The 16,653-nt window shown below is 36.7% G+C and carries 10 protein-coding genes and 1 other annotated feature (1 of these 11 running past the window's edge); of the genes, 1 reads left to right on the top strand and 9 read right to left on the bottom strand.

Going from position 1 to position 16,653, the window contains the following annotated elements:
- Positions 1-220: 220 nt before the first annotated feature.
- The 3 genes from C8C76_RS12445 to tyrS all read right to left on the bottom strand — a co-directional run bounded on the left by C8C76_RS12445 (position 221) and on the right by tyrS (position 5,162).
- Positions 221-481 carry an IreB family regulatory phosphoprotein gene (locus C8C76_RS12445; RefSeq protein ID WP_108142125.1) on the bottom strand — a complete coding sequence of 87 codons (261 nt, stop codon included), beginning with the start codon at positions 479-481 and terminating at the stop codon, positions 221-223.
- Positions 482-599: 118 nt separating this feature from the next.
- Positions 600-3,236: an alanine--tRNA ligase gene (gene alaS / locus C8C76_RS12440; RefSeq protein WP_108142123.1), complete on the bottom strand. Its 2,637-nt coding sequence runs from the start codon at positions 3,234-3,236 to the stop codon at positions 600-602.
- Positions 3,237-3,881: 645 nt separating this feature from the next.
- Positions 3,882-5,162, bottom strand: a complete 1,281-nt coding sequence (gene tyrS, locus C8C76_RS12435) for a tyrosine--tRNA ligase (RefSeq protein ID WP_258222555.1) — start codon at positions 5,160-5,162, stop codon at positions 3,882-3,884.
- Positions 5,163-5,251: 89 nt separating this feature from the next.
- On the opposite strand from tyrS, the gene C8C76_RS12430 reads away from it, so the two are divergent.
- Positions 5,252-7,666: a penicillin-binding protein 1A gene (locus C8C76_RS12430; RefSeq protein WP_108142119.1), complete on the top strand. Its 2,415-nt coding sequence runs from the start codon at positions 5,252-5,254 to the stop codon at positions 7,664-7,666.
- Between the two features lie 156 nt (positions 7,667-7,822).
- Here C8C76_RS12430 and C8C76_RS12425 read toward each other — a convergent pair whose 3' ends face one another.
- From C8C76_RS12425 to pheS, 6 genes are all read right to left on the bottom strand, one after another.
- Positions 7,823-10,198 carry an endonuclease MutS2 gene (locus tag C8C76_RS12425; protein WP_108142117.1) on the bottom strand — a complete coding sequence of 792 codons (2,376 nt, stop codon included), beginning with the start codon at positions 10,196-10,198 and terminating at the stop codon, positions 7,823-7,825.
- 99 nt (positions 10,199-10,297) lie between these two features.
- Entirely contained in the window at positions 10,298-12,037 is a 1,740-nt protein-coding gene (gene polX, locus C8C76_RS12420) for a DNA polymerase/3'-5' exonuclease PolX (RefSeq protein WP_108142115.1), read from the bottom strand.
- Positions 12,038-12,100: 63 nt separating this feature from the next.
- Positions 12,101-12,592, bottom strand: a complete 492-nt coding sequence (locus C8C76_RS12415) for a CvpA family protein (protein WP_108142113.1) — start codon at positions 12,590-12,592, stop codon at positions 12,101-12,103.
- A complete protein-coding gene (locus tag C8C76_RS12410) occupies positions 12,593-12,943 on the bottom strand; it encodes a cell division protein ZapA (protein ID WP_108142111.1) in 351 nt (116 codons plus the stop codon).
- A gap of 72 nt (positions 12,944-13,015) precedes the next feature.
- Positions 13,016-15,457, bottom strand: a complete 2,442-nt coding sequence (pheT, locus tag C8C76_RS12405; protein WP_258222554.1) for a phenylalanine--tRNA ligase subunit beta — start codon at positions 15,455-15,457, stop codon at positions 13,016-13,018.
- A 95-nt stretch (positions 15,458-15,552) separates the two neighbouring features.
- Positions 15,553-16,578 (bottom strand): phenylalanine--tRNA ligase subunit alpha, encoded by a 1,026-nt coding sequence (gene pheS, locus C8C76_RS12400; RefSeq protein ID WP_108142107.1) that lies wholly within the window; start codon positions 16,576-16,578, stop codon positions 15,553-15,555.
- Positions 16,579-16,643: 65 nt separating this feature from the next.
- Positions 16,644-16,653 (bottom strand) — a binding site (T-box leader) (it continues 211 nt past the right edge of the window).

Genomic DNA, 16,653 nt, shown 5'->3' with positions numbered 1-16,653 from the left:
TTCTTTAGATATCACCGGACAGATGTCCTAATACCAGTATTTAATTTTTAAGATTTTTATTTTTTGAATTATTTTAGACTTTTCGCAGTGCAATCTTATATAAAAAAAAGATTAATAACAAGACATTTATTGTTTTCCTTGGCTTAAACTCTACATTTTTTGATGTTTTGGGCAAAAAAAATAGCAGCCAATAAAAATTAGCTGCTTAAAACATAGACTGCTAGTTATTGAGATAACTGCGCAGTAATTCTTCAATTATTTCATCTCGTTCAATAGTTCTAATCATTGTCCGGGCATCTTTATAACTTGTTATATAAGCAGGATCTCCAGAAAGTAAATATCCAACAATTTGGTTAATTGGATTATATCCCTTTTCTTCCAGGGCCTTAGACACTTTACCCAGAACAAATGCTGCTTCACTTAACTCTTCTTTATTAATCTTAAATCGCATCGTTTTATCACTAAAATCTTCTGCGGCCATATATATCACATCCCATATTTTAATTTGCCTTATTTTATTATTTCTGCAGTCAGCTTCAAATTCCTTGTTTTTATCAGTAATTTTTCCTCATTAAACTAAGTTTTGCTATCTTATCCACTTATCCTGCAATTTCTCTGACAATTTTTTCTACTTCTGCCAGTGCTTCAGCAGTTTTTTCCGGTTCTGAACCTCCTGCCTGAGCCATATCAGGACGTCCACCACCACCACCACCGGCAATTCTGGCTACTTTTGAAATGATATCTCCAGCTTTAAAACCTTTTGCAATCAAGTCTTCAGTCACAGAAGCAACAAAAATCACTTTGTTATCACCTTTGCTGGCCAGAACAATTACAGCCGAATCAACTTTATCTTTCAGCTGATCATTTAAATTTCTCAAAGCTGAGTTATCAAGATCTTCAAGTTCTGCTGTCAGCAGATTAACACCTTCAATTTGCTGCAGTTGATCGATAAGTTCATCTTTTTTAGAACCTGCCAGCTTCTGTTTTAAAGCTTCTAATTCTTTTTCTAAATCTTTCTGCTCTCTCTGCAGCTGTTTAACCCGCTGTAAGAGATTATCAGGTTCAGTTTTTAATTCAGCTGCTGTCTGCTTTAAAACTTCCAGCTTGGAATTAAAATAATCCAGAGCATATTCTCCAGTAACAGCTTCTATTCTCCTGACACCAGCTGCAATTCCGCTTTCAGAAATGATTTTAAAAGCACCAATATCTCCAGTTGCCTCAACATGAGTTCCTCCACATAATTCCAGACTAAAATCACCCATTTTGACAACTCTAACTTCTTCTCCATATTTTTCACCAAAAAGAGCAGTTGCTCCCATTTCTTTAGCTTCATCAATGCCTTTAACTTCCGTTTCGACATTATAATTTTCCATTACTGCCTGATTTACTTTTCTTTCAATCTTTTCTAATTCTCCTTTAGTCAGTGCAGAAAAATGAGTGAAGTCAAAGCGCAGTCGATCTGGAGCTACCAGAGAACCGGACTGATTTACATGTTCACCTAAAACCTCTTTTAAGGCTTTATGCAGAAGGTGGGTAGCTGAATGATGTCTGGCTGTTGCCTGGCGTCTATTGTGATAAACAACTGCTTCTACCTCAGTGCCAACTTCAACTAGACCATTTTTTAGTTCAACTTGATGTACAAAAACATCTGCTTTTTTTATCGTATTTTTTACTTCTGCTTCAAAATTATCATTCTTAATTAGACCCTCATCACCAATCTGACCCCCACTTTCTGCATAAAATGGAGTTTTAGCAAGTATAAGATCTCCTTTTTCACCTTCCACGAGCTTTTTGACTTTCTGATTATCCTTAAGCAGACCTATAACTTCAGTTTTTTCTTTTAAGGAATGATAACCGGTAAAATTATCTTCTTCAATCTGATCTTTAAATTCTGCATAAAGTTTTTCTACTTCCCCACTGCTGAAAGAAGTTTCCTCTCTGGCCTCTCTGGCTCGTTTACGCTGAGCCGCCATTTCTTTTTCAAAACCTTTCTCGTCAACCTTAATTCCAGCTTCAGCTGCAATATCTTCGGTTAAATCAAGGGGGAAACCATAGGTATCATATAAACGAAAAGCGTCTGTACCAGCAAGTACTTCTTTATTTTCTGATTTAAGTTCGCTTAACATATCTTCTAGAATATTTAAGCCCTGTTCTAAAGTTTTTAAGAAACTTTCTTCCTCAGATTTTAGAACGTTTTTAACATGGGCCAGCTGTTTTTTGAGGTCAGGTGCTACACCCATTACTATCTCAGCTGTTTTTTCTACTAATTTATATAAAAATGGTTTTTCAAAACCAAGTTTTCGTCCATAACGAGCAGCTCTTCTAATTAGACGGCGAATCACATAACCTCGTCCTTCATTAGAAGGTAAAGCTCCATCAGAAATAGCAACAGAAGCAGAACGAATATGATCAGCAATTACTCTATATGCTGTTACACTTTCTTCATCTTGCCGATAAGGAATCCCTGTCATTTCTACTACCTGATCGATAATCGGCTTAATCAAATCTGTTTCAAAATTAGTTTCAGTCTCCTGTAAAATAGAAGCAACTCTTTCCAGCCCCATCCCTGTGTCTATATTTTTATTGGGCAGTTCTTTGTATTCACCGGCTTCTGTATAATTATACTGAGTAAAAACAAGATTCCAGATTTCTAAATATCTATCACCTTCACCACCGAGCACATCTTCTTCACTGTCACCTGCTTCTACTCCCCGGTCATAATGAATTTCAGAACAGGGACCACAGGGTCCAGTTCCAATCTGCCAGAAATTTTCTTTTTTACCCATTCTGACTATTCTTGCTTCCGGCAGACCAACCTGGTCATGCCAAATTTTAAAAGCTTCTTCGTCTTCCTCATAAATTGTAATCCATAATTTATCAGGATCAAGCTCCAGAACTTCAGTCACAAATTCCCATCCCCAGATGATTGCTTCTTCTTTAAAGTAATCACCAAAAGAAAAGTTCCCAAGCATTTCAAAATAGGTATGATGACGTGCCGTTTTACCCACATTTTCTATATCATTTGTACGGATACACTTCTGACTGGTAGCAATACGTTTTTTAGGTGGCTCAAGACTGCCGTCAAAATATGGCTTAAAGGGAGCCATCCCTGCATTTATCCACAACAGACTTGGATCATTTTTAGGAACCAGAGGTGCACTATCTAAAATCAGATGTCCCTTTGACTTAAAAAAATCAAGATAAGCCTGTCTTATTTCATCTCCACTTTTAATCATCTAAACCTTCCTCTCTATTAAATTTATTTCTTTCTCTCAGATATTAATCTCCACAACGCTTTTCATTGAGAATTAATTATGGATTGTTCTAACTCCTTCGCTTTTATTAAACTCAAAACTATTTAAAAAGCTCAGTTTGACGCACCGCTGTGCAAATGCTGAACCGTCCATGCGTCTATAAAAGAAGGTTCAGTGAGACATCGAACAATCTATTTCATAATTAATTCTATTCAAAGCTGTTTCGATTTAAAATATCTAAGAGAAAGTAAAAATTTATCCTGTTCCTTGTTTTTAAAATATATATTTTTCTCCTAATAACTGCTGAAGTTGAAATTCAATTAGTTATTAAAGATGAATTTATTTTTCTGCTTTTAAAAATATAATTTTCAAATCTAAAAATCAAATTTAATGACTTTAACAATTTTTATAAAATAAACTTGATGAATATTAAAGCTAAATCAGCTCGAAGAGCACGGATGCTCTGAGCTGACCGAGGAACAGGACGTTCCTTCGGGAAGGTAAGCTGATTTAGATGCAAATATGAATCTTAGTTTATTAAAAATTGATTTGGAGTTCAATTTGATTTTTAGATTCTTAAAATATTTATAATTAAAAGTAAGCAGAAAAATAAATTTCAGCTGCTATCTAAACTAATTTAATTTTAGCGAAGCGGCGTTTACCAATCTGAATAATCATCTCATCTTCAACTTTAATATCCAGATTAATCTTTTCATACTTCTCATCATTAATACTTACCGCACCCTGTTTAATCATCCGGCGAGCCTGACTGTTAGAATCAACAAGTCCTGTAGCAGCTACCAGCTTCACTATCCAGAGTTCACCATCCTCTAAATCTGATTCTGAAATCTCAATTACCGGGATATCCTCAGGCAAATTCCCCTTAGAAAATACACTTTCAAATTCCTGGCGGGCTTTAACTGCATCATCTTCACTATGATATTCCTTAACAATCTCATGAGCAAGATTTTTCTTTAACTCCATTGGATTAAAATCATCCCGGCTGAGTTTTTCCTTCATCTTTTTTAAACGCTCAATTGAAACATCAGTTAAAAGTTCAAAATAGCGAATTATCATATCATCAGGAATTGACATCACCTTACCAAACATATCCTCAGGTTTGTCATAAACTCCAATATAATTATCTAAGCTCTTACTCATCTTATTGACTCCATCTAAACCTTCCAGAAGAGGCATCATTAAAACTACCTGGGGCTCCTGTCCATATTCCTGCTGTAATTTGCGCCCAACTAACAGATTAAAACGCTGATCTGTTCCACCTAATTCTACATCGGCCTCAATTGCTACAGAATCATATCCCTGCATCAAAGGATAGAAAAATTCGTGAATTCCAATTGGCTTACCGGAATTATAACGTTTGGAAAAATCATCACGTTCCAGCATTCTCGCCACAGTATAATGAGCTGATAATTCTAAAACATCAGCAAAATCCATTTCACTTAACCAGTCTCCATTAAAAACCACTCTGGTCTTTTCGGGATCCAGCACTTTAGAAAACTGTTCTTCGTATGTACGGGCATTTTCTAAAACCTCTTCTCTGGTCAGCTGATTTCTGGTCTCAGATTTACCGGTTGGATCTCCGATCATTCCGGTAAAATCGCCAATAATTAAATAAACTTCGTGCCCCAAATCCTGAAACTGCTTTAACTTACGAAGTACCACTGTATGTCCCAAATGAATATCCGGGGCTGATGGATCAAGCCCGAGCTTAACCTTTAACGGTCTTCCTTCTTTTTCTGCTTCAACCAATTTGTCTTTTAAATCTTCCTCAGAGATAAGATCACTTACCCCTCTTTTTAATATCTTTATCTGTTCCTTAATTTCCATAAAAAACACCTGTCCCTTGCTGTAGGCAACAGGTACTTCACCTCCTGTATCCTTTGTCATTTAATTATAACAGATAGATTAATTACTAACAAGGGGTACCATAAACAGCTGTTTTATGTTATAATATTTTATTGACGGGAGGTAAAGTAATGAAGAAAAGAACAAAGGCAATATTTTTAATATCTTTTTTATTAATTTTTGCCCTGGGAACAGGCGCTATCTTAGGTGCTGTCACCTGGATAATTCAGGATACTCCTGATATTACAGATTATAAAGGTTCAAGTGAAGCAACTTTAATTTATGATGCTGACGGTGAACTTTTAACAAAATTATTTAAAGAAAATAGAGTTTATGTTCCCCTGGAAAAAATGCCGGAAGATCTAAAAAATGCAATTGTAGCTATTGAAGATACTAAATTCTATGTACACCACGGTATTGATTTCTGGGGAATTGGTAGGGCAATGGTAAATAATATTCTGAAGGGAGATCTGCTTGATCAGGGTGCAAGTACAATAACTCAGCAGCTGGCAAGAAATGCTTTTTTGACTTTAGATAAAAACTATCTGCGAAAAATTCAGGAAGCATATCTGGCCATCCAGTTTGAACGCTTATATACCAAATCAGAAATTTTAGAAATGTATTTAAATGAAATCTTTTTAGGGCACAGTGCTTATGGAGTTGAAACAGCTTCTCTGCAGTATTTTGGTAAAAGTGTAGAAAATTTGACTCTGGCAGAATCAGCATTAATTGCTGGTTTACCGCAGTCTCCAAATAATTATACTCCCCTTCGTTATCCAGAACGTGCAATTAGAAGAAGAAATGTAGTTTTAGATAGGATGTATGAACTGGGATATATTACTGAAGCTGAAAGAGATCAGGCAAAAAATGCCGAATTAAATCTGGACACTGTAGAAGAAAGCAAAAATAATTCAGCCCATTATTTTGCGCTTTATGTCAGGGATCAGCTGATTAATCGTTTTGGAGCTTCTATGGTCTACAGTGGTGGCTTAAAAGTACATACCACCTTGAATTCAGAAATGCAGAATTTAGCTGAGCAGACTATAAATAATAAGATTGAAAATGGGTTTATTCCTTCATTTCAGAGTAATCAGAGCGAAAATTTACAACCTCAGCTCTCACTGGTTAGTTTAGATGTTAATAGTGGTGCGATTAGAGCGATGGTTGGGGGCCGAGGAACCGATCAATTTAATCGAGCCTACCAGGCTGTAAGACAGCCGGGTTCTGCGTTTAAACCTTTTGTCTACTCTACTGCCTTAATAGAAGGTGATTATACAACAGGTACTGTAATCAATGATTTACCAATGCTTGCTTCAGAAACCGGTAAGGGTGATAAATTAAGTATCTGGCCCCGAAATTATGGGGACCGCTACAGAGGTTTGATTAATTTAAATACTGCTCTGACTAATTCGGTCAATGTAGCTGCAGTAAAATTAATTCAGGATGTTGGAGTTAAAAACGTAATTAATTTTACAGAGCGCCTTGGTATTTCGACCTTTACTCAAGATGATGGACTTGATGATCATTATTCACTTGCCCTTGGAGGTTTAAACCGGGGAGTTACTCCAATAGAAATGGCTTCTGCTTACAGTGTTTTTGCAAATAAAGGTATTTATACTGAACCACATGCTATAACTGAGGTTTATGATAAACACGATAATTTAATTTATGAAGCCCAGCCGGAAAGTAAAATGGTTATGTCAGAAGATGATAGTTATTTAATCACTTCTATGTTAAAAAGTGTTGTTGACAATGGAACCGGTCGCAGAGCCCAGATGAACCGCGATGTGGGTGGAAAAACTGGTACAACAAATGACTATACTGACGCCTGGTTTGTAGGTTTTACTTCTCAGATTGCAACAAGTGTCTGGATTGGTGAGGATACCAACCGCTCAATGGAATATGATGTTAAAACAGTTGGTAGTGGAGAAGCAGCCCAAATCTGGGGTGACTATATGAGAGAGGCAGTCAAAGATATGCCAGTTATCAATTTTCAGATGCCAGATAATGTGATAGAAGTTGATGTTGATCCTTATACAGGATTACTTTCCAACCAATATTCACCAAGGATTGATGTACTGCCTTATAAAGAGGGTACTGAACCAACTAAGAGGGAAAGTCTCCACGGACCAGTAGAAACTGTCCGTATTGATCGAGAAAGTGGTCTGCTGGCAACTGCTAATTGTCCTGCTGATCAGGTTGAAGAAAGGCATTACATTTCTGGTTCAGGGATTAGAATCGGGCCAACTCAAAAATCATTTAGAGAGTTTAACTCCAGTAAGAGATCTGAAGATCTGGTAAGAGGAACTTATACAATTGAAGCTGGAGAACCTGTACAGCAGATAGATCATGAATATGGAATTCCCAAGGTACAGAGAAATGGTAATCCTCGCTATGAAACTAAACCAAATAGAATTTGCAATTTACATCCTGCAAGTCAGCCGTTGACTGAAGATGCTGCTGATACAGAATCTAATTCAGATGACAGTTCTGAGGAGTCAGATGATTCTATCAGAAGTCTATTCGATATCTTTGGTAATGACTAAACTAAAAGATAATAGTTCTTTAATGATACATTTTAAATAAAAATTAAATAAAAATAAATTAAAGGGATTTTTCCACTTATAAATGGAGAAATCCCTTTTTACATTTCAAATATTTTGATTAAAAATCTACTAATTATTTTAAATCAAACTCACTATTTACTGAACCTTTACTATTGTAACTCCCATTCCACCTTCTTTTTGTCTTCCCAGTCGGTAATCCTTAACATGAGAATTTTTTTCTAAAATTTCTTCTACAGCCTGGCGCAGAGCTCCTGTTCCCTTACCGTGAACAATCTCTACTTCATTTAAGCCGGCCAGAAAAGCATCATCCAGGTATTTATCAACCTTATGTTGAGCTGCATCATATCTTTCTCCCCGGAGATCAAGTTTTGGAGATACATGCTGTGATTTCTGAACTCTGTAATTTTTAAGCTGTTTTTCTTCATTCTCCTCCGGTATATCAACTTTGACCAGATCAGCTAGAGAGGCAGTAACCTGCATAATTCCAGCCTGGATCTGGGCTTCTTTTTTATCCCGATCAAGGGAAGTAATCTCACCCTTACGGCCAATACTGCGCACTCTTACCTGGTCTCCAACCTCAAAGTCATCTGCAGATACTTTTTCTTTCTCGTTATTCTTTTCAGATTCTAAAATCTGACTTAATTCTTTTAAATTTTGATTGGCAGAAGTCTGGGCTCGATCAACTTCCGAGCGCTTAGTAAAATCTTGTTGTTTTAAATTAGAAATAATTCTTTGAGCCTCTTTTTTAGTTTCCTCCACAATAGCTTCTGCCTCTTCTCGAGCAGCCTTCATCTCTTTTTCGTGTTTCTGCTGCTGTTCTTCAATCATTTTCTCATATTTTTCTTTTAATTCTTTTTCGTGATTGCGGAATTCTTCCATTTCCTGCCGTAATTTTTGATAGCGATTTCTTTCCTGATTTAACTCATTAATAATATCTTCAACTTTAATTTCTTCATCACTCAAAAGAGTTCTGGCGCGATCAATTATTTCTCCCGGTATTCCCAGCCTGAGAGCAATCTCAAAAGCATTGGAGCCACCTGGAACTCCCATAATTAATTTATAGGTTGGTTTTAAAGTTTCAATATCAAATTCAACCGAAGCATTTTCTACCTCATCAGTAGTATAAGCATAACTTTTTAGCTGACTATAATGAGTGGTAGCAATGGTAACTGCATTTTTCTGCTGCAGTTTTTCCAGAATTGAGATTCCTAAAGCCGCTCCCTCTTCCGGATCTGTACCAACTCCGAGCTCATCCATCAGAACCAGGGTAGAATTATCTGACTCTGCCAGAAATTCTCTAATCCGATGCATATGAGAAGAAAAAGTACTTAAGCTCTGTTCAATACTCTGTTCATCTCCAATGTCAGCAAATATCTTTTTAAAGACTGCTGCCGTAGAGTTAGCTGCAGCCGGGATGTGCAGACCACTCTGGGTCATCAAAGTTAATAAACCTACAGTTTTTAAGGCCACTGTTTTTCCACCGGTGTTGGGACCCGTAATTATCAGAGTCGAAATATCATCTCCCAGTTTAAGATCAATTGGTACCGGATCTTCTTTCAATAGCGGGTGACGGGCCTGATTTAATTCTATCAGCCCCTGGTCATTAATCTCAGGTGCATTACATTCAAAATCAAGACTGAATTTAGCAGCTGCTGCAATACTATCCAGTCTGCTGATAATCATTAAATTTCCCTTAATTATTTCTTCATCCTGAGCTATTTTTGAACTAAGCATCTGTAAAATGCGCTGAATTTCTGCACTCTCTTTAGCTCTAACCTCTCTCAGTTCATTGTTTAATCTGACCACTGACATTGGCTCCATAAAAAGAGTTAAACCACTGGCAGACTGTCCGTGCACAATCCCATCAAAATTGTTGCGCTGTTCCTGTTTTACAGGCACAACATAACGATTTTCTCTTCTTGTCACAATATTTTCCTGCAGCATATCCTCATAGTGCTTACTTTTTATAATTGAGTCCAGTTTATCTCGAATAGAATTTTCTATAGAATCCATTTTTGAACGCAGAGACTTTAATTTAGCACTTGCATCATCTGCAACCTCACCATATTCATTAATACAGCGATCAATCTCCCGGGCCAGAGCAGGTCTGCTCTGTAAATCTGCACATAAATCATAGATTATTTTATATTCTCTTTCGACAATTCGAGGATCCAGATTAGATTCTATATCATCCAGATAACGTTTTAATTCAGAAACCCCTCTGAGGGTGCTCCTGACCCTGCTGATAGCATCTGTAGAGAGTACTGAGCCTTTGGCTGCTTTTTTTAAATCATCTCTGATATCCCTTACTCCACCAAAAGGAGGAGTAGAAAACTCAGCTATCATTGATTTTAAGGCAGTGACTTCTGACAGCCTTTGCTCAATATAATTACTGTTACTTACAGGCTCCAAATTATTTACAATTTCTTTTCCTATTTTAGTTGCTGCTCTCTCGGCAGTCATTTTTATTATTTTTTTATATTCCAATACTTCCAGACTGTGTTTTCTCAACTTAAATACCTCCGGAATTTAATTTTATTACTTTTTTTATTACAGATTAAACAAAACACTTCCTTAAAATTAATCAATTTTCTAAATCAATATAACCTATTATTGCTTTTGTGATTCAAAAAAATCATTCAGTTCATTTAGAGAAAAAGTATTAATAACATCTTCTTTTTCCAGCCAGCCGCGGCGGGCAGTTGCGACTCCAAGTTCCATATCACTGTACTCCTTATAATGATGAGCATCGGTATTGATCGAAATCTTAGCCCCGGCTTTTTTAACTTTACGAGCCCATTCTGCATCCAGATCAAGTCTCTGGGGAGAAGCATTGATTTCCAGGACAGTATTATTATCTGCAGCAGCTTTAATTACTTTTTCTAGATTCACAGCATAGGCCTCTCTTCCTCCAAGCATCCTACCTCTGGGATGTCCCAGCAGTTTAACATGAGGATTTTTAACTGCCCTGATAATTCGCTCTGTCATTTCCGCTTCCTCCAGATTAAAATAACTGTGTACAGAAGCAATAACAAAATCTAAGTCCTGTAATAACTCATCTGCAAAATCTAAATCACCATTTTTAAGAATATCAACCTCTACACCTTTAAAAATCCAGAAATCTTCAAAATCCCGATTTAGCTCATCAATTTCCTGGAGCTGTTTTTTTAACTCTTCTATTGACATCCCACTGGCTACTGCTAAAGACTGAGAATGATCAGTTACAGCAATATATTTATAACCTCGTTCTTTAGCCGCCTCTGCCATTTCACGAATTGAAAAGGCACCATCACTGTAACGTGAATGAAGATGCAGATCACCGTTTATATCTTCTAATTTAATACTATCCGGCAGTTCTCCTTTCTGAGCAGCTTCTATCTCTCCCTGATCTTCTCTTAGTTCAGGAATAATATACTCCAGGCCCAGAATTTTAAAAATATCTGCCTCAGATTCAATTTTTTCTTTGCTGTCATCATCTCTGAAAAGACCGTATTCACTTAATTTTAAATTATGTTCTTTGGCCAGCTGCCTCATCCTTACATTATGAGCCTTAGAACCGGTAAAATAATGAAGAGCAGACGGAAATTCTTCCTTAGTCACAAGTCGAAAATCTGTCTGAACTCCCTGCTCAGTTCTAATACTGACTTTAGTCGCTCCGGCCCCAATAACCTCAGCTGTAAAATTTAAATTTTTTAGCTTTTGAGAAAGTTTCTCTGGTTTTGCTGTAGCTATCAAAATATCCAGGTCTCCAGTCAGTTCTTTTGCTCTTCTGCTGCTGCCGCAGATTTCAATTTCTTCAAAAAAATCAGGCTCAAGTTCAGTTTTAATTGTTTCTATTATCTCTCCAGCAGTTTTTAAAGCCTGAGCCAGATTAATTTTATCTACATATTTTTCGTGATTTTTTAAAGCTTTTAATAATTTTTCTTCTGATTTTTTACCAAAACCTTTAAGTTCCTGAACTCTACCCTCTTTAAGAGCTTTCTCCAGTGATATTAAATCTACAATTTCCAGTTCATAATAAAAGCGGTGAGCAGTCTTTGGTCCCAGTCCCTGAATATCGGTCATTTCTATAACACCAGGCGGAAGTTCAGCCTTAACTGCTTCCATTTCTTCTATAATTCCATTCTGCAGCAGTTCTGTAATTGACTCAGCAATACCACTGCCAATACCTTTTATTTCTTTAAGTTTATCTTCTTCTGCCAGCTCAAAAATATCTTCAGGATAGGATTCGATTTTACGAGCAGCGTTTGTATAGGCTCTAATTTTAAAATCATTTTCACCTTTAATTGCCATTAAATCAGCAAATTCCGCCAGGATTTTAGCAATTTCTTTATTGCTCATTTCCTGCATTGTAACACCTCTTTCTATTCAGATCTTTAATTTAATTTAAGACGCCAAAAGGCCATGAATATCTCATGGCCGAAAAATTTCTTCAATCTTTGATTGTATTAATGGTGATGCTTCGATAATTCTGCTTGCCAGAAATGAATTATTTAAGACATCATTTATTTTTTGATAGGGAATCTGGACCAGAATTAAAACTAACAAATAAATAATAATTCCACCTTTTACTAAGCCTAACAAAAAACCTAATGCTCGATCTACTGGCTGCAGAAAAATAGAATCCACAATTTTTTTGAGTGTAATGCCTAAAACATGGATCACAATATTTACTACAATAAAGATTACTGCAAAAGAAATAAACTGCAGTAGGGAAATAGATAAATCTAGATAAGGCTCTAAAAACTGGGTAAAATACTGATACTGCCTGACTGCTACAAATAATGCAGCCAGCAGTCCCAGAATTGTACTTATCTGATCTATAAATCCTCTTCTAAACCCATTAAAGGCAAAAAAGAGTAGAATTACTAAAATTATAAGATCGAGGAAATTTATGATATCCAATTAGTCTACCTCCTCGAGTAGAGTATTTAATTCCTCATTCTCCTGACGCAGTTTTTTTAACTCCTGATGTAAGCTCTGATTTGCCTCTTTAAGTCTTTCTTTTTCTTTACTTAAATCAACACACTGACTGCGCAGTTTGAAATATTCATCAGCCAGATTAATCATTGTCAAATGAGCTAAACGTCTAAAAGGCAATTTAGGATAAGCATTTTTAATCTCTTGACCTGTTTTTTCTACATGATCAGCCAGTTTATTTATATACTCCTCACTGAAATCTCCAGTCACAGTAAATTGATCTCCCAGAATATTCAATTTAAATTTTTTCTTAGCTTGATTTTTTTCCTCTATCATTAGCAACATCTCCAACTATAGTAGTCTACTTTATTATATTCATTACAAAAGTCGAAAGTCCTGCCTAAAAATTTAATTTCCTCTAATTTCCGCAGAATATTCTTCTTTGAGATGATTTACTATCTGATTAAAACGCTCATTTACCTCCTGATCAGTTAAAGTTCTATCCTCTGCCTGGAATTTTAATTCAAAAGCGGCACTCTGATAACCGTCCTCAATCTGATCTCCCTGATATATATCAAAAAGCTCCAGTCCTTTAAGCATTGAGCCACCTTTTGCTCTGATTGCCTGATGAATATCACCAACTGCAATATCCTCAGCCATTACAATTGCCAGATCTCTTGCCAGTACAGGATATTTAACTAATTTATGGTATTGATAAGATTTTTCTGCAGTGATTTCAAACAAGAAATCCAGATCAAGCTCAAACACAGTTGTTCCAGCCGGTAAATTATTCTGATCTGCAAGTTCTGGATGAATTTCTCCAATAAAGCCAAAAGTCTGAGTTTGATCATACTTGATCTCAGCTCTGCGGCCTGGATGCAGAAAATCTCGATTATCATTATCAGCGATAAAGCTGTACTTATCAAGCTGGACTCTGTTAAATAACATTTCTAGCACACCTTTTAAGGCAAAGAAGTTAGGAGCTCCCTGCTGCCAGAGGTTATTATTCTGCCCAAAAATTCCCCCTCCAAGTTTATTTAGCTCTTCAGGCCGACTGCTGAGACCTTTATTTCTAAAAACTGTTCCAGTCTCAAAGACAGCCATTTCTGAACCCTGACGGCGGGCATTAGAAGATAGAACCTCAATTATTCCCGGCAGTAGAGTAGTTCTTAAAATTCCAAATGCTTCACTCAATGGATTCTTAATGCTGACAAATTTTGCATAGTCTTCAAATTGAGTTAAATTTAAGTCCTGATAACTCTTTTTATCCTGCAGACTATAGGTAATTACTTCATCAAGCCCACCTGCCTGCAGCAATTTTTTAACTTTTGCTTCAAATTTCTGCCTGGGAGATCTTTTACCTCGCTGTTTGGAAATCGGTCTGGTCGAAGGAATTTTATTATAGCCATAAACTCTGGCGATTTCTTCTACTAAATCCGCTCCCTGTTCCACATCAGTTCTAAAAGAAGGAACAGTTACCTCAAACTCTCCCTCGCCGGTAGTTTTCTCAACTGTAAAACCCAGCCGTTCAAGACTTTCTTTAACTTCTGCAGCTTCTAATTCAATTCCCAAAAGCTCATTTACTCTTTCAGCAGTCAGAGTAATCACAGCTGGTTCAAATTTTAAGGGATAATTATCAATTACACCAGGAACTACTCTGGCTCCATCACATTTAGCCAGCATCTGACAGGCCCGGTTGTTGGCCTCTATCACCTTTTCAATATCCACTCCTCTTTCAAATCTGTGGGAAGAGTCGGAGTGCATTCCTAATTTTTTAGCAGTTTTACGAATGCTGACCGGATTAAAGTAGGCAGATTCAATTAAAACATCAGTAGTTTCTTCAGTTACTTCAGTATTTGCTCCACCCATAACCCCACCAACTGCTACTGCTTTTTCCGGATCAGAAATAACAAGCATTTCATCATCTAATATTCTTTCTTCCTCATCCAGGGTTAACATTTTTTCTTCTGCCTTTGCTCTGCGTACAATAATTTTACCATCTTTAATTTTATTAAAATCAAAAGTATGAAGCGGCTGATTATATTCCATTAAAACAAAATTAGAAATATCAACTACATTATTGATCGGTCTAATCCCTGCTGCTTTAAGTCGGCGCTGTATCCACTCCGGTGATTCTTTGATCTGAACATTTTTAACCAGACGCGCAGTATAGCGAGGACATAAATCTGGGTCCTCAATTTCTACTTCCACATAATCATTAATATCTCCCAGTTCTTCAGCTTCCTCAAATGATATTGGAGGTGTATTTAAAGTTTTTTCCTGTGCATATAATGACTTTATTTCGCGGGCTACACCAATCATTCCCAGACAGCGGGCATAGTTTGGAGTTAAATCCAGTTTAAATATATAGTCATCCAGACGCTTATATTTGATAAAACTGCCGCCCAGAGGAGCATCGTCATCTAAGACCATAATTCCTGCTGCTCTTTCTTCCTGCAGCCCCAGTTCATCTTTAGAACAGATCATTCCCCGAGAAAGTTCTCCACGTAATTTAACCTCTTCAATCTGCATTCCACCAGGAAGAACTGCTCCTACTTCCGCAAATGGAACCATCTGTCCTGCTTCAACATTGGGAGCTCCTGTAACAACTGGAATCAGCTCCGTATCTGATCCAGTTTTAACCATACAGATCACAAGTTTATCTGCATCAGGATGTTCTTTTATTTTTTCAATCCTGGCAATAATTATATCATCTAAACCTTCTCCTAAGTAATCAACTCCTTCAACTTCCAGACCAGCCATTGTCAGCTTTTCCGAAAGATCGGCAGGAGTAAAATTAATATCAATATATTTTTTTAACCAGTTATACGATATCTGCAAATTTATCATCCTTTCTTTTTATCAAAACTAGCAGCTCATCGAGTCTGCATTTTTTTAAAATTAAGAACCCATTTAAAATTCAGGTTTAAAATTATTATAATTTTTTAAAACTGATGTAAAAAGCGTTTATCATTTTCGTAAAGCACTCTAATATCATCAATGCCATATTTTAATAAGGCCAGACGATCCAGTCCAACTCCAAAAGCAAAACCACTGTAAACATTCTTATTATAACCGGACATTTCCAGTACATTTGGATGAACCATACCCGCACCCATAATCTCCAGCCAGCCGGTTCTAGAGCATAGAGGACATCCTTCTCCTCCACAGACAATACAGGAAACATCAACCTCAGCACTGGGTTCTGTAAAAGGAAAATAGCTGGGACGGAATCTTACATCCCTATCTTTTCCAAATAAAGCTTCTACAATTAACTCAATTGATCCCTTTAAATCACTAAAAGAAATACCTTTGTCAATAACTAAACCTTCTGTCTGATGGAAAATTGGAGAATGGGATGCATCCAGCTCATCAGAACGATAAACTCTGCCCGGGGCAATTATTCTAACCGGCGGCTCCTGGGCTTCCATAGTTCTTACCTGGACCGGTGATGTATGAGTCCGCAGTAAATAATGGTCATCAATATATAAAGTATCCTGAAGATCACGAGCCGGATGGTGAGCTGGAATATTTAGAGCTTCAAAGTTGTAATATTCACTTTCTACTTCGGGTCCCTCGGCAATCTCAAAACCCAGGCCAATAAAAATATCTTCCATTTCTTTAGTTACTAAAGATAATGGATGAGAACGACCTGCTTCTACTTTACCGCCAGGAAGAGTAACATCAATTTTTTCTGCTTCAAAACGTTTTTGAGCAGCCTTCTTTTCCAGCCTTTCTTGATGTTCACCCAGCCAGTTCTGAATTTTATTTTTTAATATATTTGCTTCTTTTCCCACCACAGGACGCTGTTCTGGCTTAATTTTTCCCATTTTGGAAAAAACCGACTGGACAGCCCCTTTTTTACCTAAATACTTTATTCTCAGTTCTTCTAATTGATCAAGACTTTCAACTTCTTTTAATTCTTCTTCTGCTTCATTTTCAATTTTTTTTAGATCATCTAGTAGATCCAAAACTAACACCTCCATATTATATGTATGTTAAATTTTTTATTCTAAAAATACAAAAAATCCCGCCCTAAAGGGACG

Source organism: Halanaerobium saccharolyticum (genome assembly GCF_003053565.1).
Lineage (GTDB): Bacteria > Bacillota > Halanaerobiia > Halanaerobiales > Halanaerobiaceae > Halanaerobium > Halanaerobium saccharolyticum_B.
Note: the sequence above shows the minus strand (reverse complement) of the source record. Positions and strands in the feature narration are given on the sequence as shown.